This is a genomic window from Shinella sp. G-2 (assembly GCF_050172695.1).
GTDB lineage: Bacteria > Pseudomonadota > Alphaproteobacteria > Rhizobiales > Rhizobiaceae > Shinella.
Genome location: NZ_JBBEYH010000004.1, coordinates 1 through 24,263, shown reverse-complemented (window position 1 = coordinate 24,263; position 24,263 = coordinate 1). Strand labels below are relative to the sequence as shown.

Annotated in this window: 24 protein-coding genes and 1 tRNA gene; 15 read left to right on the top strand and 10 right to left on the bottom strand. The window is 65.2% G+C overall.

Annotation, left to right across the window (positions count from 1 at the left end; translation table 11 throughout):
* Window positions 1–57: 57 nt before the first annotated feature.
* The 3 genes from V8U06_RS09205 to V8U06_RS09195 form a co-directional block, all read right to left on the bottom strand.
* A tRNA-Arg gene (locus tag V8U06_RS09205) sits at window positions 58–134 on the bottom strand.
* A 135-nt stretch (window positions 135–269) separates the two neighbouring features.
* Complete coding sequence (locus V8U06_RS09200) at window positions 270–1,739, bottom strand: ATP-binding protein (RefSeq protein WP_427140393.1); 1,470 nt, start codon at window positions 1,737–1,739, stop codon at window positions 270–272.
* Window positions 1,740–1,938: 199 nt separating this feature from the next.
* Complete coding sequence (locus tag V8U06_RS09195) at window positions 1,939–3,939, bottom strand: methyl-accepting chemotaxis protein (protein WP_427140392.1); 2,001 nt, start codon at window positions 3,937–3,939, stop codon at window positions 1,939–1,941.
* Window positions 3,940–4,359: 420 nt separating this feature from the next.
* Here V8U06_RS09195 and rpmH point away from each other — a divergent pair, with 420 nt between their 5' ends.
* The 5 genes from rpmH to yihA all read left to right on the top strand — a co-directional run bounded on the left by rpmH (window position 4,360) and on the right by yihA (window position 8,493).
* Entirely contained in the window at window positions 4,360–4,497 is a 138-nt protein-coding gene (rpmH, locus tag V8U06_RS09190) for a 50S ribosomal protein L34 (protein WP_226920679.1), read from the top strand.
* Window positions 4,498–4,530: 33 nt separating this feature from the next.
* Window positions 4,531–4,923, top strand: a complete 393-nt coding sequence (gene rnpA, locus V8U06_RS09185) for a ribonuclease P protein component (RefSeq protein ID WP_427140391.1) — start codon at window positions 4,531–4,533, stop codon at window positions 4,921–4,923.
* Window positions 4,923–6,728 carry a membrane protein insertase YidC gene (gene yidC / locus V8U06_RS09180; RefSeq protein ID WP_427140390.1) on the top strand — a complete coding sequence of 602 codons (1,806 nt, stop codon included), beginning with the start codon at window positions 4,923–4,925 and terminating at the stop codon, window positions 6,726–6,728. Before rnpA ends, yidC begins: the two co-directional genes overlap by 1 nt.
* Before the next feature lie 148 nt (window positions 6,729–6,876).
* Window positions 6,877–7,788, top strand: a complete 912-nt coding sequence (locus tag V8U06_RS09175) for a DMT family transporter (protein WP_427140389.1) — start codon at window positions 6,877–6,879, stop codon at window positions 7,786–7,788.
* Between the two features lie 51 nt (window positions 7,789–7,839).
* Window positions 7,840–8,493 (top strand): ribosome biogenesis GTP-binding protein YihA/YsxC, encoded by a 654-nt coding sequence (yihA, locus tag V8U06_RS09170; protein WP_427140388.1) that lies wholly within the window; start codon window positions 7,840–7,842, stop codon window positions 8,491–8,493.
* On the opposite strand, the gene V8U06_RS09165 is transcribed toward yihA, so the two are convergent.
* A complete protein-coding gene (locus V8U06_RS09165; protein ID WP_427140387.1) occupies window positions 8,494–9,204 on the bottom strand; it encodes an anti-sigma factor in 711 nt (236 codons plus the stop codon). It lies immediately after the preceding gene.
* A 251-nt stretch (window positions 9,205–9,455) separates the two neighbouring features.
* Here V8U06_RS09165 and argB point away from each other — a divergent pair, with 251 nt between their 5' ends.
* Window positions 9,456–10,343 (top strand): acetylglutamate kinase, encoded by an 888-nt coding sequence (gene argB / locus V8U06_RS09160; RefSeq protein ID WP_427140386.1) that lies wholly within the window; start codon window positions 9,456–9,458, stop codon window positions 10,341–10,343.
* Window positions 10,344–10,356: 13 nt separating this feature from the next.
* Here argB and V8U06_RS09155 read toward each other — a convergent pair whose 3' ends face one another.
* Both V8U06_RS09155 and V8U06_RS09150 read right to left on the bottom strand, forming a co-directional pair.
* The gene (locus V8U06_RS09155; protein ID WP_427140385.1) at window positions 10,357–11,160 is read right to left on the bottom strand and encodes a sterol desaturase family protein; all 804 of its coding nucleotides are present in this window, start codon (window positions 11,158–11,160) and stop codon (window positions 10,357–10,359) included.
* A 70-nt stretch (window positions 11,161–11,230) separates the two neighbouring features.
* Window positions 11,231–12,148: an EamA family transporter gene (locus V8U06_RS09150; RefSeq protein WP_427140384.1), complete on the bottom strand. Its 918-nt coding sequence runs from the start codon at window positions 12,146–12,148 to the stop codon at window positions 11,231–11,233.
* A gap of 103 nt (window positions 12,149–12,251) precedes the next feature.
* On the opposite strand from V8U06_RS09150, the gene V8U06_RS09145 reads away from it, so the two are divergent.
* Together V8U06_RS09145 and V8U06_RS09140 are read left to right on the top strand one after the other, a co-directional pair.
* Window positions 12,252–12,947 (top strand): pyrimidine 5'-nucleotidase, encoded by a 696-nt coding sequence (locus tag V8U06_RS09145; RefSeq protein WP_427140383.1) that lies wholly within the window; start codon window positions 12,252–12,254, stop codon window positions 12,945–12,947.
* 129 nt (window positions 12,948–13,076) lie between these two features.
* A complete protein-coding gene (locus V8U06_RS09140; RefSeq protein WP_427140382.1) occupies window positions 13,077–14,039 on the top strand; it encodes an EF-hand domain-containing protein in 963 nt (320 codons plus the stop codon).
* A gap of 99 nt (window positions 14,040–14,138) precedes the next feature.
* On the opposite strand, the gene V8U06_RS09135 is transcribed toward V8U06_RS09140, so the two are convergent.
* Window positions 14,139–15,032, bottom strand: coding sequence for an LOG family protein (locus V8U06_RS09135; protein ID WP_427140381.1), 894 nt, complete (start codon window positions 15,030–15,032; stop codon window positions 14,139–14,141).
* A 186-nt stretch (window positions 15,033–15,218) separates the two neighbouring features.
* Here V8U06_RS09135 and dapD point away from each other — a divergent pair, with 186 nt between their 5' ends.
* From dapD to V8U06_RS09115, 4 genes are all read left to right on the top strand, one after another.
* Complete coding sequence (dapD, locus tag V8U06_RS09130; RefSeq protein WP_427140380.1) at window positions 15,219–16,076, top strand: 2,3,4,5-tetrahydropyridine-2,6-dicarboxylate N-succinyltransferase; 858 nt, start codon at window positions 15,219–15,221, stop codon at window positions 16,074–16,076.
* 3 nt (window positions 16,077–16,079) lie between these two features.
* The gene (locus tag V8U06_RS09125) at window positions 16,080–16,466 is read left to right on the top strand and encodes a DUF805 domain-containing protein (RefSeq protein WP_427140379.1); all 387 of its coding nucleotides are present in this window, start codon (window positions 16,080–16,082) and stop codon (window positions 16,464–16,466) included.
* An 83-nt stretch (window positions 16,467–16,549) separates the two neighbouring features.
* Entirely contained in the window at window positions 16,550–17,743 is a 1,194-nt protein-coding gene (gene dapE / locus V8U06_RS09120) for a succinyl-diaminopimelate desuccinylase (protein WP_427140607.1), read from the top strand.
* On the top strand, window positions 17,730–18,326 hold the full coding sequence (locus V8U06_RS09115; RefSeq protein ID WP_427140378.1) for a hypothetical protein: 597 nt from the start codon (window positions 17,730–17,732) through the stop codon (window positions 18,324–18,326). Before dapE ends, V8U06_RS09115 begins: the two co-directional genes overlap by 14 nt.
* 200 nt (window positions 18,327–18,526) lie before the next feature.
* Here V8U06_RS09115 and truA read toward each other — a convergent pair whose 3' ends face one another.
* Genes truA through def form a run of 3 tightly spaced genes read right to left on the bottom strand, consistent with a single transcriptional unit; the run spans window position 18,527 to window position 20,777 of the window.
* Complete coding sequence (truA, locus tag V8U06_RS09110) at window positions 18,527–19,270, bottom strand: tRNA pseudouridine(38-40) synthase TruA (protein WP_427140377.1); 744 nt, start codon at window positions 19,268–19,270, stop codon at window positions 18,527–18,529.
* A complete protein-coding gene (gene fmt / locus V8U06_RS09105) occupies window positions 19,270–20,211 on the bottom strand; it encodes a methionyl-tRNA formyltransferase (RefSeq protein WP_427140376.1) in 942 nt (313 codons plus the stop codon). The genes truA and fmt overlap by 1 nt, the downstream gene beginning before the upstream one ends.
* 41 nt (window positions 20,212–20,252) lie before the next feature.
* Complete coding sequence (def, locus tag V8U06_RS09100) at window positions 20,253–20,777, bottom strand: peptide deformylase (protein ID WP_427140375.1); 525 nt, start codon at window positions 20,775–20,777, stop codon at window positions 20,253–20,255.
* 112 nt (window positions 20,778–20,889) lie between these two features.
* On the opposite strand from def, the gene V8U06_RS09095 reads away from it, so the two are divergent.
* The 3 genes from V8U06_RS09095 to V8U06_RS09085 all read left to right on the top strand — a co-directional run.
* Window positions 20,890–22,083, top strand: a complete 1,194-nt coding sequence (locus V8U06_RS09095) for a DNA recombination protein RmuC (RefSeq protein WP_427140374.1) — start codon at window positions 20,890–20,892, stop codon at window positions 22,081–22,083.
* Window positions 22,084–22,126: 43 nt separating this feature from the next.
* Complete coding sequence (locus tag V8U06_RS09090; protein WP_427140373.1) at window positions 22,127–23,029, top strand: ribokinase; 903 nt, start codon at window positions 22,127–22,129, stop codon at window positions 23,027–23,029.
* Between the two features lie 262 nt (window positions 23,030–23,291).
* Window positions 23,292–24,263, top strand: a 972-nt coding sequence (locus tag V8U06_RS09085) for a PDC sensor domain-containing protein (protein ID WP_427140372.1), incomplete at its 3' end; no start/stop codon positions are given.

Sequence of the window (24,263 nt, the reverse complement as noted above, 5' to 3'; positions counted from 1 at the left end):
GCGGAACGTCTTGAACGCAAGCGAACTTTTTATTGTCTTGGAAGTCTTGGGAAAGAATGGCGCACCCGAAGAGATTCGAACTCCTGACCCCCAGATTCGTAGTCTGGTGCTCTATCCAGCTGAGCTACGGGTGCGCTGGCAGTGATGGGCGTGTTGCCCGGCTGCGAGGCGGTTCCTAAAGGGTGCGCGGGTTTATTGCAAGCGCCTTTCGCAGAAAAAATGTACTTTTTTCATCGTGCCGTCATGAAGCGGCGCGAAAGCCCTGGCGATCAGGCGCGGTGGCGGAAAGCGTCGAGGGGAACGGGACGGTCGGGCAGCTCGATGCGGAAGAGCGTGCCGGGCGTCGCCTTTTCCACCAGGGCAATGGTGCCGCCATGGGCGAGCACCAGTTCGCGGGCGATGGCAAGACCGAGGCCCGTGCCGCCGGAGCGCACCGAACCGCGGAAGGCGGCGAAGAGGTTCTCGCGGGCCTTTTCCGGCATGCCGGGACCGTTGTCGTCAATGGCGATGGAAACGACCGACCCGGTGCGCAGGCCCGTCACCAGCACCGTGCGCCGCTCGATACTGCCCTCCTGCGACAGGGCCTCGACGGCGTTACGGCAGAGATTGTGGATGACACGGAAGAGCTGCTCGCTGTCCGCATCCACTTCGAGACCCGGCTCGACCTGGGCGACGAAATCGATATCGCCGCGCGCATCGATCGCCAGCACTTCCGAAACCTCCAGCACCAGCGGGCGCAGCGCGACGAAACGGCGGCGCGGCTCGGGCTCGCGCATGCGGCCGTAGGACAGAACCTCCTTGGTATAACCCACCGCCCGGTCGATGCTGCGCAACAGCTTGGGTGCGACGCGCTTGACCACGGGATCGTCGACATCCGAGAGGCGGTCGGACATCAGCTGGGCCGAGGCGAGGATGTTGCGCATGTCGTGGTTGATCTTCGACACGGCCAGACCGAGATCGGCGAGGTTCTTCTGTTCCTTCAGCGTGCGCTGCAGGGTCTGCTGCATGGCGGCAAGGTGGACGCCGGCGGCGGCGATCTCATCGCGCCCGCCGGAGGGCTCCAGCACGCGCGCGGGATTGGAGGGGTCGGCGGCAAATTCGCGGATATTCGCGGTCATGCGGCGGATCGGACGGATGAGCAGGCGGTTCAGCGCGAAGAAGATCGGGCTCGCCGTCACCAGCGAGATGACCATCGACAGGATGAAGACATTGCGAGCGTAGCGCAGCATGGCGCGGCGCAGGGCGTTGTCGTCGAGAAGAAGCTCGATGCGGGTCGTCGTCTCGCCGACCGGGCCATAGACGCGGATGGTGCGGTCGCCGCCGAAGAGCAGCGTATCGAAGGCATCGTAGATCGAGGTCAGCGTGGAAACGTCCGAGAGGTCGTATTGCCCATCGACGCTCGGCGGCATCTCGACGGCGGCCACCATGCGCGAGGCATCCTGCTTCTTCAGCACGATCGCCTTGGCGCCCGTCGCCAGCAGCGTCTCCACCTGCACGTTGCGCGGCAGTTCCTGATCCGGCAGGCCTTCGATGACCACACTGGCGGCGGCGGCCGTGTTCAGGCGGTCGCGCAGCCACATCAGGCGCATATTGGCGACCGAAGGCACGAAGATCAGCACTTCGGCGATCATGACGAAGACGGCGGTGAGCAACAGGAGTTTACCCGACAGGCCGGACAGAAAGCCGACCGCCGGCACCGGCGTCTCGGTCAGGGACGGCGCCCCGTCTCTCTCCACCATGTCTCAACTCCCGGACAGGCCGCAACGCGGCGCACGACATCGCGACCGAGGATCGACGACGCATCTTCGGCCACAGCCGACAGCCAATTATAGGAGATTGCGGCAATTTTTCCAACGCCGCCCCCAACGCCGCCCCAAGAAAGACAAAAGCGCGGCGACCTTGCGGCCGCCGCGCCCTTTGACCTTTATGCGGAAGGGCTCAGAACTCTTCCCAGCTCTCCTGCGCCACCGCGGCAGAACCGCGATTGCCGCCGAAGGCGCGGGCGACATTGCCCATCATGCGGCGGGCGGGCGATTCGACCGGCCGCGTTTCGGTCCGCACGGCCGCGACGCGCTGCACGGCATCGCCCGTGCGGAAGCGGGCGACGAGATCGGCAAGGCCGTCCGCCTCGCCCTTCAGCTTGTGCGTGGCGGCGGAGGTCTCTTCCACCATCGCGGCATTGTGCTGGGTCACCTGGTCCATCTGGTTGATGGCGGTGCTGATTTCCTGCAGGCCCGTCGCCTGTTCGCGGGCGGCGGTGGCGATGGCATGGATGCGCTCGTTGATCGTGACGACGCGGTGCTCGATGTCGGAGAGGGCCGAGCCGGTCTCCTGCACATACTTCACGCCGACGGAGACCTCGCTGCCCGACTTGGTGATCAGGCCCTTGATGTCCTTGGCCGCGCTTGCCGCGCGCTGGGCGAGCTCGCGCACTTCCTGCGCCACGACTGCGAAGCCCTTGCCGGCCTCGCCCGCACGGGCGGCCTCGACGCCGGCGTTCAGCGCCAGCAGGTTGGTCTGGAAGGCAATCTCGTCGATGACGGAGATGATCTGGCTGATCTCGCTGGAGGCCTGCTCGATGCGCCCCATGGCGTCGATGGCGTTGCGCACGATATCGCCGGACTGCTTGGCGCTCTGCGTCGCCTCGCCCACCATGAGGCTCGCCTCGTTGGCGCGCTCGGTGGAGTTCTTGACGGCGGCGGTGATCTCTTCCAGCGCGGCGGAGGTTTCCTCCAGCGCAGCGGCCTGCTGCTCGGTGCGCTTGGAAAGGTCGTCCGAGGCGCTCCGCAGTTCGCCGGAATTGGCGTTGATGGCGTCGGTCGAGGCGCGCACGTCGCGCATCGTGCGCTGAAGCGTGGCAAGCGTCGAATTGACGTTCTGCTGCAATTCGGCGAAGGCGCCGCGGAAGCTGCCGTCCATGCTCTGCGTCAGGTCGCCCTCCGCCAGCGCGCCGATGACGCGGCGGGTTTCCGCAATGCCCTCCTCGACGCCGGCAACGAGTTCGTTGACGGAGCGGGCGAATCGGTTGAGGTCGTCGTTCTGGTAATCCTTGCTGATGCGCGAGGAGAAGTCGCCGGCCGCCGCCGCATGGACGACGGTGGCGATGGAGGACTGCAGGTCCGCGCTCTTCTCGCGCAGCACCTGTTCCTGGGCATTGAGATCGCGCACGGTGATGGCGTTCTGGCGGAAGACGGCAACGGCGCCGGCCATTTCGCCGATCTCGTCCTTACGGTCTGCATAGGGCACTTCCGTGTCGAGATCGCCGCCGGCAAGACGCTTCATCGTCTCGGTGACGTTCTGGATCGGACGGCTGAGCTCATTGGTCGCGATATAGAAGGCAATGCCGCCGCCGAGCACGAGGCCCGCGCCGACCGTGCCGAGCACCAGCGTCAGCATCAGCGTCTCGAAGGCCGCGATCTCGTCCTTGATGGCCGTCAGGTTCTCGTTGTCCGTCTGCACGACGGCATCGATCTCCTTCTGGAAGGCCTTGCGGTTGGCGCGGTTACCTTCGTTGTTGCCCTGCTCGTTGGCGGCAACGACGGAGACGGTGGTGCCGAGACGCGCGGTTTCCGAACGGAAGGTGCGGAACTCGGCGGCCCGCGCCACGACGGCGTCGAAGGCGGCCTTCTGCTCCTCCGGCACCAGCGGGCGCCATTCGTTCAGCGTCGCGTCAATGCCGTCGAGTTCCTTGGCGATGCCGTCGGCGAATTTCTTGGCGCCTTCCATGTCCTTGGCGGCATAGATGCCGCGCGCTTCCATCACCACGGCGGTGACCTGGCGGTTCAGGTGCTCGCCCAGGAAGGCGCGATCGGCGGCATTCTCATACTGATGAAGCTTTTCGCTGTATTCCGAGACCACATGAACGGCGATGCCGCCGATGAGGACGGAGATGAGCCCCATCACGCCCACGATGAGATAGATCTTGCCGCGTATCTTCACGTCACACTCCAAGGCACGGATAAACGATCGGCAAGACGGCACGATCCACCTCACCCTCGGATGAACGGTAAACGCTAAAGGTTAATTAGATTTTGATGCAACCGTCGCACAATCAGGTACATTCCGCAGGGCTAATATGGCGACGACATGAAAGAGCCCGGAAATCCGGGGGCTTTGATTGACGTAACGGGATGCAGTCTTGACAAAATGCAACTCAGGCACAATCCGTGGTCGCAAGATCGTTAACGATTGTGACAGCCTGCCGCGCCGCGCGGTCGCAATTGACTTTCGACCGTCTTTGCCCTTATAAGCCGCGCACGTCTGGAACCTGCCTTCCCGCGAGGGCTTGGCCGTGCCGGACTTTAACGCTCCTTGCGTCATGCAAACCCAAGAAGGGCCGCACACCGCGGTATTAAATAAATGTCGAAGCGTACCTACCAACCCTCCAAGCTTGTTCGCAAGCGTCGTCACGGTTTCCGTGCCCGCATGGCAACGAAGGGCGGCCGCAAGGTCCTGTCCGCTCGTCGCTCCCGCGGCCGCGCACGTCTCTCGGCCTAAGGCCGTGCCTGCCCGAACAGAGGCGACGGGCATATGACGAAAACTGTTAGACAATCTGCTGTCGGACGGCTGAAAAGCCGTCCGCAGTTTCTTTTTGTGCGCGAGGGCGAGAAACGCCGGGGACCCCTGTTCCTTCTCGAGGTGCGCGACCGGCAGATGCCGGACGAAGCGCCCCGCGTCGGCTTCACCGTCACCAAGAAGCACGGCAATGCCGTGGAACGCAATCGCATGCGCCGGCGCCTGAAAGAGGCGGTGCGGCTATCGGCCGGGTTTGCAATGGAGCCCGGACACGACTATGTGGTTGTCGCGAGAAGGGACGTGCTGAACGCACCTTTCAAATCCCTTGAAGCCGGCCTCAAAGACAGGATCGCGACAAGGCAGAAACAGAAGCAGCAGCAGCGCCCTGCTGCTCCCGGGAAAGAGTGATGGAAAAGAACCGCAATTATTTCGTGGCGATCGCACTGTCCGTGCTGATCCTTGTCGCCTGGCAGTTCCTCTATGTGAACCCCAAGCTGGAAAAGGACCGCGCCGCGCTGGAAGCCCAGCAGGCTGCCCAGAGCCAGCAGACGACGACGTCGGGCGGCACCGCTGCCACCACCACGACGGCAACGGGCACGAGCGGCGCGCTTCCGGGCGGCGCTGCCCAGGCGACGACCACGGAAACGCGTGAAGCGGCGCTTGCCAAGTCCGCCCGCGTCGAGATCGATACGCCCTCGCTTTCCGGTTCCATCAGCCTGACCGGCGCCCGCTTCGACGACCTGAAGCTCAAGGAATTCCACGAGACCGTCGACAAGACGAGCCCGATCATCACGCTGCTCAGCCCCGCCGAGACCGAACACGGCTACTTCGCCGAAGTCGGCTATGTCGGCAGCGACGCGACCGGCACGGTTCCCGGTCCCCAGACCGTCTGGACGCAGGACGGCGCCGGCAAGCTGACGCAGACGACCCCGGTCAAGCTCACCTTCACCAACGACAAGGGCGTCCTCTTCACCCGCACGATCTCGGTCGACGAACACTACATGTTCACGATCACCGACAGCATCGAGAACCGCACCGACGCGGCGATCGCGCTTTCGGCCTATGGCCGTGCGACGCGCTTCTTCAAGCCGACCGATCCGTCCGTCTACGTGCTGCATGAAGGCTTCATCGGCGTGCTCGGCGATCTCGGCCTGCACGAAGTCAAGTACAAGGAAACCGAGGACGATACGACCGTCACGCCCGGCAAGGCGACCGGCGGCTGGCTCGGCATCACCGACAAGTACTGGGCGACCGCGCTGGTGCCGCCGCAGGCGACGCCCTACGAGACGCGTTTCTCCTACTTCAAGGACGGCCGTCCGCGCTACCAGGCGGACTACCGCCAGGACGACATCACCATCGCGCCCGGCCAGAAGGCCGACGTCAAGAACCTGTTCTTCGGCGGCGCCAAGGAAGTGCCGATCATCGACGGCTACAAGACGTCCTACGCCATTCCGCATTTCGACCTGATGATCGACTGGGGCTGGTTCTGGTTCTTCACCAAGCCGATGTTCCAGCTGATGGACTTCTTCTTCCGCTACTTCGGCAATTTCGGCATCGCGATCCTGATCACCACGATCGTCGTCAAGGGCCTCTTCTTCCCGCTTGCCAACAAGCAGTACGCCTCCATGGCGAACATGAAGAAGATGCAGCCGAAGATGGAAGAGCTGAAGGCCAAGCACGGCGACGACCGCATGGCGCTGCAGCAGGCGATGATGCAGCTCTACAAGGAGGAGAAGATCAATCCGCTGGCGGGTTGCTGGCCAATCCTCCTGCAGATCCCGGTCTTCTTCGCGCTCTACAAGGTCATCTACGTCACGATCGAAATGCGCCATGCGCCGTTCTTCGGCTGGATCCAGGACCTGTCCGCGCCCGATCCGACGTCGCTGTTCAACCTGTTCGGCCTGCTGCCCTACGACGTGCCGCACGTGCTGATGATCGGCGTCTGGCCGCTGATCATGGGTGTCACCATGTTCCTGCAGATGCGCATGAACCCGACGCCGCCGGATCCGACCCAGGCGATGATCTTCACCTGGATGCCGCTGGTCTTCACCTTCATGCTGGCGACCTTCCCGGCCGGTCTGGTGATCTACTGGGCCTGGAACAACACGCTGTCGATCATCCAGCAGGCGATCATCATGAAGCGTCATGGCGTGAAGATCGAGCTCTTCGACAATCTGAAGGGCCTGTTCGGCAAGAAACCGAAGCCATCCTGACGCGCCTCAGGCAAGACATGCGGAAACCCCGGCCCTCGCGCCGGGGTTTTCTTTTGCCCCGCTTGCGACATCGCTCCGTCGCTGGCATGGAAGCGGTGAGGGCGCATTCCTGCCATGCTCGCCTCCACTTCTCTTTCCTGGGCGTATCATGTCCGCTTCGACGCTTCCGGTTACCCCCACCCTTCCGGATAGCCGGGGGCAGGGCTTTGGCGCCACCCTCGTGCTCGGCTCGGCCGTCGTCTGGAGCTTCGGCGGCACGCTGGCCCGGTTTCTCGCCATCGAGGACGGCTGGACGGTCGTCTTCTGGCGCTCGGTCTTCGCCGCACTCTTCCTGCTCGGTTTCATGCTTCTGCGCGACGGGCCGCGCGGCACGCTGCAGCTTTTCAAGGGCATGGGCCTTGCCGGGGTTGCGGTCGGCGTGTGCTTCGCCACCGCCTCCACCTCCTTCATCCTGGCGCTCGCCTACACCACCGTCGCCAATGTCGTCCTGATCCAGGCCGGCGTGCCGCTGATCGCCGCGCTGATGGCCTGGCTCCTCTTCCGCGAGCGGGTCGCCCTCCATACCTGGATCGCGATTGCGGCCGTCATCGCGGGCGTCGCCATCATGGTCTCGGAATCGCTCGGCGGCCGGGTCTCGCCGATGGGCGATGCCCTCGCCATCCTCATCGCCTTCGCCTTCGCCACCGCCACGATCATTACGCGGCGCTTTGCCCATGTGCGCATGACGCCCGCTGTCTTCCTCGGCACCGTCATCGCGGCGGTCACGGCGGCAAGCCAGGCCTCGAGCTTTGCGGTGACGACACAGGAGCTCGGCATCCTCGTCGTCTTCGGCGCGCTCAATTTCGGCCTCGGCCTTGCCCTTTTCGTCACCGGCGCGCGCCTCGTTCCCTCCCCGCTCGCCGCCCTGCTCGGCACCGCCGAGACCGTGCTCGCCCCGCTCTGGGTCGCCGTCATCCACGGCGAAATCCCCGGCATTCCCACCGTGATCGGCGGCATCGTCGTGCTGGTCGCGCTGCTTTCCTATCTCGGCGTCGAGCTCTGGCGGCAGCGCCGCGCTTGACTTTCCCGGCCAAAACCGGGAAGCGAAGGGCTGACAAAAAAGGCTAGAGCGATGACCGAGACGACGCCCCAGGGCGAAAAGCCGCTGTTCGGCAGGCCGTGGATTTTCATCCGCGGCGTACCGGCCATGAAATTCCTGCCGCCCGAGGGACCGCCGGAGATCGCCTTTGCCGGCCGCTCGAATGTCGGCAAGTCGTCGCTGATCAACGCCCTGGTCGGCCACAAGGGCCTCGCGCGCACGTCCAACACGCCCGGCCGCACGCAGGAACTCAACTACTTCGTTCCCGACGGCTTTTCCGGTGAGGAGGGCGATCTGCCGCCGATGGCGCTGGTCGACATGCCCGGCTACGGCTATGCGCAGGCGCCGAAGGAACAGGTCGATGCCTGGACGAAGCTCGTCTTCGATTATCTGCGCGGTCGCTCCACGCTGAAGCGCGTCTATGTGCTGATCGACAGCCGCCACGGCATCAAGAAGAACGACGAGGAGGTCTTCGCCCTGCTCGACAAAGCGGCGGTCTCCTATCAGGTCGTGCTGACCAAGACCGACAAGATCAAGGATGCCGGCGTGCCGCGCCTGATCGAGGAGACGCGCCAGAAGATCGTCAAGCGCCCGGCCGCCTATCCGGAGGTGCTTTCGACCTCGTCGGAAAAGGGCCGCGGGCTCGACGAGCTGCGCAGCGCCATCCTGACCTCGATCGCGCGATAACTATTCGAACTGCACGGCGCCGGCCGCGATGAACGGTCCGCTGGCGTTGCCCGTCGGCGAGCCGCCGAAAGGTTCGGCGCTGACGGACAGCGTCGCGCCCTGTGCGAGGCGGCCGCGCAGGGCCGCCGGCACGGCAATCTCGCCCTCGCCCGTCTGCGGCAACACGCCGAGCGACACGGGCGCCTTGCCTTCCTCGGTCAGCCAGAGTTCCAGCGACTTTGCCTTTTCCCCGCTTGCAACGGGCGCAAGGCGCACGACCCCGCGCGCCTCGTCATAATGCGCCATCAGATCGACGGGCACGCCGTCACCGGCCAGATCCGCGATCAGCCGGCCGCCGGGCACGGCATGCGGGGCCAGAAGCGCGCTCATGGAAATCGCAAGGCCCGCGGCGACCGCGAGCGAGGCCACGGCCAGCGCCCGCCAGAGCACCAGCGAATGCCAACAGCCGCCGGCGACCTTTCCCGAGAGCACGGCATCGCGCGGCACGGCGCCGGGCGCGGCCTGAGAGGCGGAAGCACGGGTGGGGGGCGGAGGCGGCAGCGTCTCGTGCTCGTCGCCGAGGGTGGCGAGATTTTCCTCCCAGCGGCTTACCATGGCAGCGAATTGCCGGTCGCTGGCCAGCCGCGCCTCGACCCGGCGGCGATCCTCGGCGGACAACACGCCGAGCACATATTCGCCGGCCATCACCTCGTCGCAGCGGGGCCCTCTCATCTCTCGGTCTGACGCCGTCATCGGCTCGTGCACTCTCTCGGTTCAATCAACGATCGCGGGACACGGCCCCGCCTCTTCCCTATATAGGAAGTCGATCCGTGTTTGCTCAACGTGTAAGACAAGGATCATATTCCCCAAGGCCCCTTCCTGCCAACGGTCGTCCCGCTTTTTCGCGGGCGTTGGCCGGCGGATCATTCCATCGTCACACAACATGCGTTAAACAGGCCCCCGTTGATTTCCAAGAGGCCGCCATGTCCCTATCCGAAAGCGAAACCCAAGCCCGCCTTCTCGCGCAAGCCCTGCCCTTCATGCAGCGCTATGAGAACAAGACCATCGTGGTGAAATACGGCGGCCATGCGATGGGCAATGCCGAACTGGGCAAGGCTTTCGCAAGCGACATCGCGCTTCTCAAGCAATCGGGCGTCAACCCCATCGTCGTGCATGGCGGCGGGCCGCAGATCGGCGCCATGCTGACCAAGATGGGCATCGAATCGAAATTCGAGGGCGGTCTTCGCGTCACCGACGAGAAGACGGTCGAGATCGTCGAAATGGTGCTCGCCGGTTCGATCAACAAGGAGATCGTCGCGCTCATCAACCAGACGGGCGAATGGGCCATCGGCCTGTGCGGCAAGGACGGCAACATGGTCTTCGCCGAAAAGGCCAAGAAGACCGTCGTCGATCCCGACAGCAATATCGAGCGCATCCTCGACCTCGGCTTCGTCGGCGAAGTGGTGGAAGTCGACCGCACGCTGATCGATCTCCTCGCCAAGTCCGAGATGATCCCGGTCATCGCGCCGGTCGCCCCCGGCCGTGACGGCCACACCTACAACATCAACGCCGACACCTTCGCCGGCGCCATCGCCGGCGCGCTCAGCGCAACGCGCCTGCTCTTCCTGACGGACGTTCCGGGCGTTCTCGACAAGAACGGCCAGCTCATCAAGGAGCTTTCCGTCGCAGAGGCCCGCGCCCTCATCAAGGACGGCACGATTTCCGGCGGCATGATCCCGAAGGTGGAGACCTGCATCGACGCCATCAAGGCGGGCGTTCAGGGCGTCGTCATCCTCAACGGCAAGACCGCCCACTCCGTACTGCTCGAGATCTTCACCGAGCACGGCGCAGGCACGCTGATCGTTCCCTGATTCCCGTCCTCTCCTAGGCGGTGTCGCGGCCCTGCGACGCCGCTTCCTTGGCGAGCGTCAGCTTCAGCGGCGGCGCTTCCTTCTCGAAGGTCTCGACGCGCGTGTCATAGACGGGCGAGATCGTGCCCATGACGCGATCCCAGAACGAGAAATAGTTCGCGAAATTATACTTGAACTCCGCGTGGTGCTGGTCGTGATAGGTCGTGCACAGCATCGGCGAGGGATAGCGCGCGGTCTTCGACGCGAAATACTCGAAACCCGCATGGCCGAAGGTGCCGTTGACCTGATCGAACAGGCGGTTGGCGATGAGGATCAGCGGCGGGAACGGCACGATGAAGACGATGACCGCATAAAAGCCCTGCGACAGCGCCGTATCGACGAGGCCGATGGAATCATTGCTCCAGACGGTGGGCGCGACGCTGCGGTGATGCTCCAGATGGAAGCGATAGAAGAGCTTGGTGTGCAGCAGGCGGTGGGCGAAATAGAACCAGGCGTCGAACAGCACCATGGCGAGCAGGAAGAGCGGCACTGCCGTCCACCAGGAGAACGCCCAGGGCGTCCAGGCCCAGCCTTTGTACTGCGCAAAGAGGCCGATGGCCACGGACAGGCAGGTGACGAGGATCGAAGCCATGCTGAGACGGATCTCGGCCACCTTGCGCTTTTCGCCGCGCCGGTTCTTCTGGATGCGCCGCTCCGGGTTGCGGTCGTTCAGCCAGGTGATGCCGAAGCCGAGGATGAAGTAGATCGCCACGGTGACCGCATAGATCGCGCCGAGCAGCAGCAGGAATTCCCCCGCGCCGCGCATGAATCCGTCCATGGTCCCGTTTCCTTGTGCAATGTCTTGAAGGCCCGCAAACTAGCGTGGCGGGCCGCGATGGTAAAGGCGCTCAGCCGTAGAAGAGCAGCGCAAGGACCCCGACGACGATGAGCGCGCAGCCGAGCATTTCCAGCCGGTTGATGCGCTCCTTGAAGATGAAGACCGTGGAGGCGAAGGTGAACAGCATCTCCACCTGCGCCAGCGCCTTCACCACCGCCGCCTGCTGCAATGTCATCGCCATGAACCAGCCGAAGGAGGCCGTGGCGCCGACGAAACCGACCAGCAACGCCGGCCGCCAGGCCGCGACGATGCGCGGCAGTTCGGCCCGTTCGCGCGCCAGGATCCAGCCGAACATCAAGACCGTCTGCAGGATGATGACGAAGACGAGCGTGTAGCTCGCCTGCACCGCATAGTCCGGCGCCGGCAGGCTGGGCGCGAGCGCCAGCGAGGCGGAGCGGTAGGCGACAGCCGAGACGCCGAAGAAGGTGCCAGAGAGGAGGCCGATACCGGCCGTCTGCGTCAGCACCGAGGTGAAGAGCGAGCGCACGGAAACGACGCTGCGCGCGACCGAGATGACCATGACGCCGACGACCGAGATCGCGATGGCGACCAGCGTGCCGGCGGAGGCCCGCTCGCCGAGGAAGACGAGGCCGAACAGTGCGGCCTGCGCCGGCTCTGTACGCGAATAGGCCGTGCCGACCGCGAAGTTGCGGAAGGAGAAGAGGTGGACGAGCAGGAAGGTCGCCGCGATCTGCGCGATGCCGCCGATGACCGCCCACAGGAAGAATGAGCCGTTCGGCACCGGTAGCGGCCGGGCGAGCACGAAGGCGAGAATCGCCATGTAGAGAAGCGCGAAAGGCATGCCGAAACCGAAGCGCACGAAGGTCGCGCCCGTCGTGCCCATGCGGCCCTTCAGGTGTTTCTGCATGGCGGAGCGGACATTCTGCAGAAAGGCCGCGGCGATGGTGATGAGAACCCAGGTTTCCATGCCGAGCCCGCTAGCATGCGGGCCGCGCCAAATCCATTGTCACGTCTGTCCCACGCGGAAAATTCCGTTTCCCTCGCCCGGCACCCGTGCCATAAGACGGGCCATGAGCGACCTTCCGAACAAAGCCGACTTTTCCCACGTGCGTGACTGGGTCTTCGACCTCGACAACACGCTGTACCCGCACCATGTCGATCTCTTCGCGCAGATCGACAAGAACATGACGGCTTACGTCTCGGCCCTGCTGGGCCTGTCGCGCGAGGATGCGCGCGCCCTGCAGAAGCAATATTATTTCGATCACGGCACCACGCTGAAGGGGCTGATGATCCACCACCATATCGATCCCGCCGACTTCCTCGAAAAGGCGCATGCGATCAATTACGACGTGCTGTCGCCGGACCTGTCGCTGGGTGAGGCGATTCAGGCACTGCCCGGCCGCAAGTTCATCTTTACCAATGGCAGCGTGAAGCACGCCGAGATGGCGGCCAAGGCCCTTGGCATCTTCCACCATTTCGACGACGTCTTCGATATCGTGGCGGCGGACTATGTTCCCAAGCCCGCGGGTGCGACCTATGACAAGTTCATGGCGCTGCACCGGGTTGATACGCAGCATGCCGTGATGTTCGAGGACCTGCCGCGCAACCTGCTCGTGCCCAAGGCGCTAGGCATGAAGACGGTGCTGCTGGTGCCCCAGGATGTCGACCACGAATTCGTCGACGCCTGGGAGAAGCGTACGGAGGACGACAAGCATATCGACTATGCGACGTCCAACCTCACGGGCTTCCTCAACGCGCTGCTTTAGGCCCGACACATTCCCGACACGGAAAAAGCCCTTTTCCGTCAAATGGTTGAATTACCAATTTGTAACTGGCCCGGGCCGGCATTCCCTTTATCCTGCGCTCCCAAGGGACGATGGATGAAAGGAATGACCATGGCTAAAAAGAACCTTCTTCTCGGCGCCGTTGCCGCCGGCCTGCTTCTTTCGGGCGCTGCCGCCCCCGCCTTCGCCGCCAAGGGCGAAGGAAAGCACCACAAGCACCACGCCGCGATGATCGAGCGCCTCGACGCCGACAAGAATGGCAAGGTCTCGCTCGACGAATTCAAGACACGCATATCCGCCGCCTTCCAGGCCTTCGACGCCGACGGCAATGGCGCGGTGACGAAGGACGAGATCAAGGCACGCCACGAGACCCTGAAGAACGCCCGCAAGGCCGTTCGCGATGCGGCCGAGGCCGACAAGGACAAGGCCCGCGAGGCCCTGCGCGCCGCCGGCCCGTACCACCTGCCGGGGGCGGGAAAAATGTTCGACCGCACGGATACCGACAAGAGCGGCACACTTTCCAAGGCCGAGGTGCTGAGTGTCGCGGAGACCATCTTCGCGCGGCGCGACAGCAACAAGGACGGCGTGCTCGACACGGCGGATGCCCGGCCCGGCAAAGGACATCACGGCAAGGGGCATAAAGGCAAGGGCGGCGAAGACCGCGCCGAGCGCATGCTGAAACGCCTCGACACCGACAAGGACGGCAAACTCTCGCCGGCCGAAATGCTGGCCCGCGCCACGCAGACCTTCGAGCGCTTCGACGCCGACAAGAATGGCGAGGTGACGAAGGCGGAAGTCGATGCCAAGCGCGACGCGTTCCAGGACGCCCGCAAGGCCTACCGCGCGGTAAAGGCCACCGAAGGCGAAGCCCGCGACGCCGCGCGGGCGGCCCTGCGTGACGCCCGCATGGACCGCAGGGGCGCCCGCCTGTTCGAGCGCGCCGACGCCGACGGAAACGGTACGCTGACCAGGGCCGAACTGGAAACCGCTGCCGCGACGATGTTCAAGCAACGCGATCGCAACGGCGACGGCTTCATCACGCTCGACGAGATCGGCAAGCGCCACAAGAAGTAAGCCTCCCAGCACGCCCGACTGAAACGCCCCGGCCGAAAACCGGGGCGTCCTTTATGCAGGAAAGTCTCCGCTGCCCGGAGATCGCGGCGATCGCGGCGCCTACCCCTGCGCCGCCACCGCGTGCTCGGCTTCCAGCTTCTCGTAAAACTTCACGATGATGTCCCAGGCCTCGTCCGCCGTCTCGACGAACTGCATCAGTTCCACATCGCCCGGTGCGATCGTTCCGAAGGCCGCGAGCGCATCGAAATCGATGATCTTGTGCCAGAAGGCCTTGCCGAACAGGATGAGCGGCACCAGCGCCATGCGGCCGGTCTGCATCAGCGTCACGGTCTCGAACAGTTCGTCCAGCGTGCCGAAGCCGCCGGGGAAGACCGTGACAGCCTTGGCGCGCAGCAGGAAATGCATCTTGCGGATCGCGAAATAGTGGAAATTGAAGCTGAGTTCCGGCGTCACATAGGGGTTCGGCGCCTGCTCGTGCGGCAGCACGATGTTGAGACCGATGGAGGGTGCGCCGACATCGGCCGCCCCGCGGTTGCCCGCCTCCATGACGCCAGGCCCGCCACCGGTAACGACGACATATTCCTTGAAGCCGAGCTCGGCCGACTTTTCCGAGCACATGCGGGCGAATTTGCGCGCTTCCTCGTAGTAGACCGACGCGGCCTCCAGGTTCACGCGCTGCGTCTCGTTGCGCGCCGCCCAGGCGTCCTCGCCGGGGGCGGGGATGCGCGCGCCGCCGAACATGACGACGGTCGACTTGATGCCGCGCTCGGCCAGCATCATCTCCACCTTGAGCAATTCGAGCTGCAGGCGCACCGGGCGCAGCTCCTCGCGGCAGAGAAAATCGTCGTCGACATAGGCAAGCCGGTAGGCGGGATGGGCCGATTGCGGCGTCTGCGGCACCACGGCGGCGCGGTGTTTGTCCTGCGCGCTGTCGGCCAACGGATCCCAGACGCCGTCCTTGCGGCGCAGGCTCTTCTTCTTCAATCTTGCCATGTCACTTCCTGCCTTCCGGTCTGCTGTCTCGTCGCTCGGGATTACCACTTCGCCCGTGCGACAGTATCTGCCGGAAAGGGGCTTCATCTTTCCCGGCACTTGCTCTAGAGCATCTTGCTGATTGATGAAATCGACCTTCCGGCATCCCGACCATCGAAAATAAGCGTCGAAGTTTAAGGAATTCCGATGAACACGTCCAACCTCACCGCATTGTCCGCAACCATCGACCGCGCCTTCGAGGAACGGGACGGCATCAACACGTCCACGCGCGGCGAAGTCCGCGATGCGGTTGAGACGTCGCTGAACCTGCTCGACACCGGCAAGGTCCGTGTCGCCGAGCGCGGCGAGGACGGCACCTGGACGGTCAACCAGTGGCTCAAGAAGGCGGTCCTGCTCTCCTTCCGCCTCAACCCGATGGAAATCGTCAAGGGCGGCCCGGGAGAATCGGCCTGGTGGGACAAGGTGCCCTCCAAGTTCGACGGCTGGAGCGTCAACGAATTCGAGAAGGCCGGCTTCCGCGCCGTGCCCAACTGCGTGGTGCGCCGCTCGGCCTATATCGCGCCCAACGCCATCCTGATGCCCTCCTTCGTCAATCTCGGCGCCTATGTCGGCGAGGGCACGATGGTCGACACCTGGGCGACGGTCGGCTCCTGCGCGCAGATCGGCAAGCACGTGCACCTTTCGGGCGGCGTCGGCATCGGCGGCGTGCTGGAGCCCATGCAGGCCGGCCCGACCATCATCGAGGACAACTGCTTCATCGGCGCCCGCTCGGAAGTCGTCGAGGGCTGCATCGTGCGTGAAGGCTCCGTGCTCGGCATGGGCGTCTTCATCGGCAAGTCGACCAAGATCGTCGACCGGGCGACGGGCGAAGTGACCTATGGCGAAGTGCCGCCCTATTCGGTCGTCGTCGCCGGCTCCATGCCCTCCGACAAGACCATGCCGAACGGCCTGCCGGCACCGAGCCTCTACTGCGCCGTCATCGTCAAGCGCGTCGACGCCCAGACCCGCTCGAAGACTGGCATCAACGAACTTCTGCGGGACTGATCCATGACAGCCGTCGAAGAGCAGAGGCCGAGCCTCACCTGGCTCTTCTTCGGCTGGTCCGGCCGCCTCAGCCGCGCGCCCTTCGCGCTCGCCTGGGGCTTCTGGGTCATGCTGATTGCGGCGGCCTTCGCCCGCATCTTCATCGTGCCGAAAGAGGATCCCTCCTTCGTGCTCTGGTCCTTCGTGTTCTTCGGCGTCGGCATCGTCGCGACCGTCTCCTCCGTCATGCTGACGATCAAGCGCCTGCACGACATGAACCTGCCGACGCCGCTCATCATCTGCCTCTTCATCCCGGCCATTTCCTTCTTCGCGCTCCTCGCCTTCCTCGTCTGGCCGGGCACCGCCGGCCCCAACGATTTTGGCCGGCGCACCAACCGCCCCCCGGACTGACGGCGCCTGCCGCCGCGTGACAGGCCCCGGCCGATCGGCTACACCTCGATTCCCTTCCCCTATCGCGCTGTGACCGCATGCCCATGACCTCCGCCGACCCCATCGAAAACCTCGCCACACTCATCCGCTGCCCCTCCGTGACGCCCGCCGAGGGCGGTGCGCTGACGGCGCTCGCCGCCATGCTGGAGCCGCTCGGCTTCACGGTCGAACGCATGGTCGCCCGCGAGCCCGGCATGCCGGACATCGAGAACCTCTATGCCCGCATCGGCAGCGAGGAACCGCACCTGATGTTCGCCGGCCACACGGATGTGGTGCCGGTCGGCGACGAGGCCGCCTGGACCCATGCGCCCTTCGGCGCGGAGATTGCCGGCGGCGAGATGTTCGGCCGCGGCGCGGTCGACATGAAGGGCGGCATCGCCTGCTTCGTCGCCGCCGTCGCGCGGCAGATCGAAAAGAACGGCCCGCCGAAGGGTTCGCTCTCCTTCCTCATCACCGGCGACGAGGAAGGTCCGGCCGTCAACGGCACGATCAAGCTCCTGCAATGGGCGGCCGAACGCGGCGAGCGCTGGGACGCCTGCCTGGTCGGCGAGCCGACCAATCCGGACCAGCTCGGCGACATGATCAAGATCGGCCGGCGCGGCTCGGTCTCCGGCACGCTCACCGTGCATGGCGTGCAAGGCCATGCCGCCTATCCACACCTGGCCGACAATGCCGTGCGCGGCGTTCTCGCGCTCACCGACGCGCTGATGCACCCGCCCTTCGACGCCGGCACGGAGAACTTCCAGCCGTCGAACCTGGAAGTCACGACCATCGACATCGGCAATCCCGCCACCAATGTCGTGCCCGGCAAGGCGCTCGCGCGCTTCAACATCCGCTTCAACGATGCCTGGACGGCCGAGACCGTGATGGACGAGATCGTCCGCCGGCTCGATGCCGCCGCACGCGACGAGCGGCTGCGGCCGGGCCGCGAACCGGTGCGCTACGATCTCGTCTGGGCCGAGCGGCCGAGCCACGTCTTCCTGACGCGCAACAACCAGCTCATCGCCTCGCTGTCGGGCGCCGTCGAGGCCGTCACCGGCCGGGCGCCCAAGCTGTCGACGACCGGCGGCACCTCGGACGCCCGCTATATCAAGGACTACTGCCCCGTCGTGGAATTCGGCCTCGTCGGCCAGACCATGCACATGGTGGACGAACGGGTGGCGGTCGCCGATCTCGAGACGCTGACCGTGATCTACCAGACCTTCATCGAACGCTGGTTCGGCGATGCCCGGGCTTGACGAGCTCCAGCGCTATCTCACCGGCGTCTACCTGCTTTTGAAGCAGAAGCCGGAAGGCTTCGGCTGGCTGGACCTGACAGTGCGGGGCTTCGCGCGCTCCTTCTGGGCGTTCCTGTGGTGCCTGCCGGCCTTCGCCGTCATCTGGGCCTCCTGGCGGCTCTACTATCTCGCCAGCATGCCGGCCGACACGCCCGCCGGCGTCTCCTTCTTCGTCAAGCTGCTGGCGATCGATGTCGCCGGCTGGCTGCTGCCGCTGGTGCTTCTGGCCGCGCTGGCCCGGACGCTCGGCTATGCGCAATATCTCGCGACCGTGGTGACGGCGAGCAACTGGATCGCCGTGCCCTTCGCCTATGCCGCGGCGCTTCCCTTTGCGCTGACGCTCGTGTTGCCCACAAGCGCGCCCTTTGCGGGCCTGCTGCTCTATGCGGTCTTCGGCGCGAGCGTCGTGCTGCAGTTCCGGCTGGTCTGGATGTGCGTCGGCAAGCAGACGCTGCTCGCTGCCGCCATGACCGCGATCTTCGTGCTTCCGCCGATGATCGTCGGGCAGGAATTGCAGCGCCTTCTCGGCACGCTGCCGGGTTAGGCGTTTCCGGCCGAAGCTGCATCGCTTCGGCGTCGGACAATGCGACAACAACACGCGGCCAGGACAAGTCCGGTGAACCGCTCGTCACCGGACTATTCACACTTAGAGCATGACAGGTTCAGCTTGAACCAGACATGCTCTAAATTCTTTTGTTCGTTTGTCTTTTCGGGAAAACCGGTTCCCACTTTTCCTGGCAAACGCTAGTAGTCGACGGCCATGAAGTAGAGCCCGTCCGGCGGCGCCACGGGGCCGCAGGCCTTGCGGTCGCGCGCCTCCAGCGCGGCGCGCACGTCATCCACCGTCCACTTGCCCTCGCCCGCCAGCTTGAGCGTGCCGGCGAAGGAGCGGATCTGGTTGTGCAGGAAGCTCTGCGCCGAGACGCGCATCTCGATGAGATCGCCGCTGCGGGTGACGTCCAGCCTGTCGATGGTGCGCACCGGGCTCCTGGCCTGGCACTGGGCCGCGCGGAAGGTGGTGAAGTCGTGTTTGCCGACCAGCACCTGGCCGGCCGCATGCATGGCCTCGTGGTCCAGGTCCTTGGCGACGAACCAGGCGCGGTTCGCCTCCAGCGCCAGGGGCGCGCGGCGCGAGACGATGCGGTAGAGATAATGCCGCCGTACCGCGGAAAACCGCGCATCGAAATCGTCGGGCACTTCCGCCGCATCGAGGATCGCGACACGCTCGCCCGCCATGCCGAGATGCGCATTGAGCGCGTTGCGGAGCGTATGCTCCTTCCACGGACGCGAAAGATCGGCATGGGCGACCTGGCCCATGGCGTGCACGCCGGAATCGGTGCGGCCCGCACCGCGGATCGAAACCGTCTCGCCGGTCAGCGACAGAATTGCCGCCTCGATGGCCCCCTGCACGGAATGGCCATTCTCCTGCCGCTGCCAGCCGACATAGGGCGTGCCGTCATATTCGATGCGCAGGCGATAGCGCGGCATCAGGCGAGGACCTCACCGGCGGCGACGGGCGTGCCGCGCAGGAAATCGGCCGCATCGAGCGGCTTTCCGCCGGCCTTCTGCAGCCGCACGAGCCGCACGGCGCCCGCGCCGCAGGCAACGGCCAGCCGGTCGTCGAGCACCGTGCCGGCCGATCTGGCGGCGGCCGTATCGATGCGCTCGCTCGCCAGCACCTTCACCCGCTCCGGCTTGCCGGCGACCGGCAGTTCGAACCAGGCGCCGGGAAAGGGCGAGAGACCGCGGATATGGTTGTGCACGTCCTTTGCGGACCTGGAAAAGTCGATGCGCGTCTCTGTCTTGTCGATCTTGGCGGCGTAGAGCACGCCGTCTTCCGCCTGCGGCGTCAGCGGCAGGTCGCCGGCCTCGAGCCTGCCCATGGCCTCGACCATCAGCGCGCCGCCCACCTGCATCAGCGCATCGTGCAGCTCGCCCGCCGTCATGGTCTCGGCGATCGTCACATGACGGGTCAGCGCGACCGGGCCGGTATCGAGCCCCTTGTCCATCTTCATGACCATCATGCCGGTCTCGGCATCCCCGGCCATGATCGCCCGCTGGATGGGCGCAGCCCCCCGCCAGCGCGGCAGGAGCGAGGCATGCCCGTTGTAGCAGCCGAGCCGGGTGCCCGTCAGGATCGCTTCGGGCAGCAGCAGGCCATAGGCAACGACGACGGCGACATCGGCATTGTGGGCGCGGAAGGCCGCGCGGTCCGCTTCGTCGCGGAAATTGACCGGCGTGAAGACGGGAATGCCGCGCTTTTCGGCGGCCTGATGCACGGGCGAGGCCACGAGTTCCAGGCCCCGGCGACCGGCCGGGCGGGGCGGCTGCGAATAGACCGCGACGATCTCGTGGCCGGCCTCGGCCAGCGCCTCCAGCGTCGCAACGGAGAAATCCGGCGTACCCATGAAGATGATGCGAAGGGCCATCGGTCAGCCTCCGTGAAAGGGAACAGGACGGCCTTGCCGCCTCAGAGCGCCTTGCTGCCGCGCATCTTCGCCGCCTTGGTGAACTTGCGGATCACCATTTCGCGCTTCAGCTTGGAAATATGGTCGATGAACAGCACGCCGTTGAGATGGTCGATCTCGTGCTGGAGGCAGGTCGCGAGCAGGCCATCGGCCTGCGTCAGCTGTTCCTTGCCGTCGCGGTCGAGATGCTTGACGGTAATGGCGGCCGGACGCTCGACCTCGGCATAATAATCCGGGATCGACAGGCAGCCTTCCTCATAGACCGACCGTTCGGCCGAGGAGGCGACGATTTCCGGGTTGATGAAGACGAGCGGCTTCTTGTCCTCACCGTCCTTGGCCACGTCGAGCACCAGCATGCGGCGGGCGACGCCGATCTGGATGGCGGCAAGGCCGATGCCGGGCGCATCGTACATCGTCTCCAGCATGTCGTCGGCGAGCTTCTTGACCTCGCCATCGATGGTCTCGATGGACTTGGAGACCTGGCGGAGGATCGGATCGGGAAGGATAATCAGCGGCTTGATGGTCATGCGCCTCCCTTAGCGCGGTTTGTTTGTGCTTTCAATCGACTTCACCCGGGTCGCGCGCGACTTGTTCACGTTATGATCTGGTTTTCGCCGCAATCCGTGATAAGGTCGCGGCATGATCGATCCCGCCCTCGACACGCTCCTCTCCTCCTTCCTCGCCCGTTTCGGTGGTCCCGGCCCGGCGCTGGTGCTGCTTGCGGCGGCGCTCCTCGCGGTGCTCGGCGTCCTTTCCGCCCGGCGCAGCCAGGCCCGCCAGCGCGAGGCCGCCGCCATGGCGGAGCTGCGCTTTGCCGAACTTCTGAAGGCGCAGACCGAGATGCAGGGCCGCGTCGCCGCCATGGCCGAAGTCTTCGGCTCGAAGCAGTCGGAAACGAACCAGGCGATCAATGCACGGCTCGACGGCCTCACCCAGCGGCTCGGCCAGTCGATCTCCGAACAGACCCGCGCCACCCACGAGAACCTGCGCCGCCTGCAGGAACGCCTGGCCGTCATCGACAACGCGCAGACCAACATCCAGTCGCTGGCGAAGGACGTCGTCGGCCTGCAGGCCATTCTCTCCAACAAGCAGACGCGCGGCGCCTTCGGCCAGTCGCGCATGGAGACGATCATCGCCGACGCGCTGCCGGCCGGCGCGTACCAGTTCCAGGCGCAGCTTTCCAACGGCGTGCGCCCCGACTGCACGATCCGCATGCCGAACGGCCAGCCGCCGCTTGTCGTCGATGCGAAATTCCCGCTGGAGGCCTGGAACGCACTGTCGGACGGCCGTTCGCCAGAAGCCGCCAAGCTCGCCGCCCAGCAGTTCCGCCGCGACATGGAGGTGCATATCCGCGATATCGCGGAAAAGTATGTGCTCGTCGGCGAGACGCAGGATACCGCCTTCCTCTTCGTACCGTCGGAATCGATCTTCGCCAGCATCCATGAGAATTTCGAGGCCGTCGTGCAGCGGGCGCACCGGGCGCGCATCGTCATCGTCTCCCCCTCGCTGCTCATGCTCTCCGTGCAGGTGCTGCAGGCGCTCCTGAAGGACCAGCGCATGCGCGAGCAGGCCCATGTCATCCAGGGCGAAGTGACGCGGCTGATGGACGACCTGACGCGGCTCGACGACCGGGTGCGCAAGCTGCACGGTCATTTCACGTCGGCGCAGAAGGATGTCGACCTCATCCTCACCTCGACGGAGAAGCTGGCGCGGCGCGGCGCGCGCATCGGCGAGCTGGAATTCGAGACGGTTTCGGCGCTTTCACAGCCGGCGGAGAAGGCAGCGGAGGGTCGGGCGGGCTCCTTGCGGCTGAGGGTAGTTGACGAGGACTAAGCGCCTCGGGCAGTGTCCGCCGGAAACGACAAGGGGCTTTCTCATGATCACCGTCCTCGGTTCCATCAACATGGACCTCATCGCCACGCCGAAACGCCTGCCAAAACCGGGCGAGACGGTGATGGGCACCAGCTTCACCACCGCCGCCGGCGGCAAGGGCGCCAATCAGGCGCTCGCCGCCCGCCGCGCCGGTTCCATCGTGCGCATGGCCGGCGCCGTCGGCGACGACCGTCTCGGCAGCCAGGCGCTCGCGCTCCTCGCCGACGCGGCCGTGGACCTCAACGGCGTGCGCTCGGCGGCGGAAGCGACGGGCACCGCCCATATCCTCGTTGCCGAGGATGACGGCGAGAACGTCATCGTCGTCGTGCCCGGCGCCAACGGCACCGTCACCGAAGAGGATGCAAAGCGCACGGTCGGCGCCATGACGCGCGGCGACTACCTCATGCTGCAATTCGAAATCCCCAATGCCTCCATCGAAGCCGCGCTCGTCGCCGCCAAGGCCCGGGGCGTCACCTCCGTCGTCAACATCGCGCCCTTCAGCCCGGACGCGCGCCGCCTCGGCGCGATGGCCGACATCCTCGTCGCCAACGAGACGGAGTTCGACCTCTTCGTCGGCAAGGGCGAGCTTTCGGCCGAGACGCGCGAGGCGACCATGCGGGCGCTGCACGGCGAAAGTGGCCAGACGATCATCGTGACGCTCGGCGCCGACGGCGTCATCGCCATCCGCAAAGGCGAGATCTTCCGTGCCGATGGCCTCGTCATCGAACCCGTCGACACGGTCGGCGCGGGCGATACGTTCTGCGGCTATCTCGCCGCCTCGCTCGATGCCGGCCTTGCCTTCAAGGATGCGCTGCGCCGCGCGGCGGTCGCCGGCTCGCTCGCCTGCCTCAAGCCCGGCGCCCAGCCCTCCATCCCCTTCGCCTCCGCCGTCGACGCGGAAGTCTGAGGCCGCTTCGCAAATGGAGCACGAGGCGTCGCATTGGCTGCGGCGCCTGAAAATTCAGCCGGTTGCGCCGATGCACCCGGCAATGCTTGGTTCTTTATTAATATTTTATCGGTTACTGAAGTCCTGAAACGCCGCGCCCTTGACGGGTGCGGTCCGTTTCCGGCGCTGGTCGCGCGCCCCGCCCTCCATGATGGAGACCCCCCGCAAACGAATGTGCCCCTTCGCGGCCGTCGCCGCGGACGTCTCTCATGGTGAGGATTTCATGTTCAAGTTCAAGGCCAAGTCGCTCGCGACGAAGCTCATCGCGGTCACCGGCGGTACCATCGCCCTGGTGATGCTCGCCTCCAATACCGTTCTCATCGGCCAGACCCAGGGCCGCGTTTCCGATCTCGTCTATACCCAGGCCGACACCGAGGCGAAGGCGATCGCCTCCGACATCGCAGCCGAGATCGGCGGGCTGGCAGGCGCGGCGCGCGCCATGGGCGGCGTCATCGAGCAGGGCCATACGGCCGGCATCCTCGACCGCAAGGCGGTCGTCGGCATCCTCAAGGCGAACACGGAAAAGAACAGCTTCGCGCTGGGCAGCTGGTTTGCGGAAGAACCCAACGCCTTCGACGGCCAGTCGCGCGGCATGCCCGAGCTTCTGGAGACCGGCACCTTCAAGGACGGTTCGTTCAACCCCTACTGGACGAAGCGCAAGGACGGCACGATCACGCTGTCGACGTTCGAATCCGACTACAAGGCCGAGTGGTATGCGCTGGCCGCGCAGAGCGGCAAGGGCGCCATGAGCTCGCCCTACCAGGAAACCTCCACCGGCGAAGGCCTGACGATGGCCTCCATCGCCTATCCCGTGAAGGTGGACGGCAAGATGATCGGCGTCACCGGTGTCGACGTCTCGCTGAAGACGCTGTCCGACAAGCTCAGCCAGCTTCGCCCCTTCGGCGAAGGCCGCGTCATGCTGCTTTCGCAGTCCGGCAAATGGATCGTCGCCCCGGTCGCCGACCTCCTGATGAAGGACTACGATTCAACCGGCGCCGATGTCGTGAAGGAAGCGCTTGCCAGCGGCAAGATCGGCCATATCAAGGATCTCTCCTTCGACGAACTCGCGTCGTTCGACCGCGTCGTCTACCCCTTCGCCCTGCCCGATATCAACACGACCTGGGCGGTCATCGTCGACGTGCCGCGCACCGCGATCAACGCGCCGGTGCAGGACCAGACCACGATGATGATCATC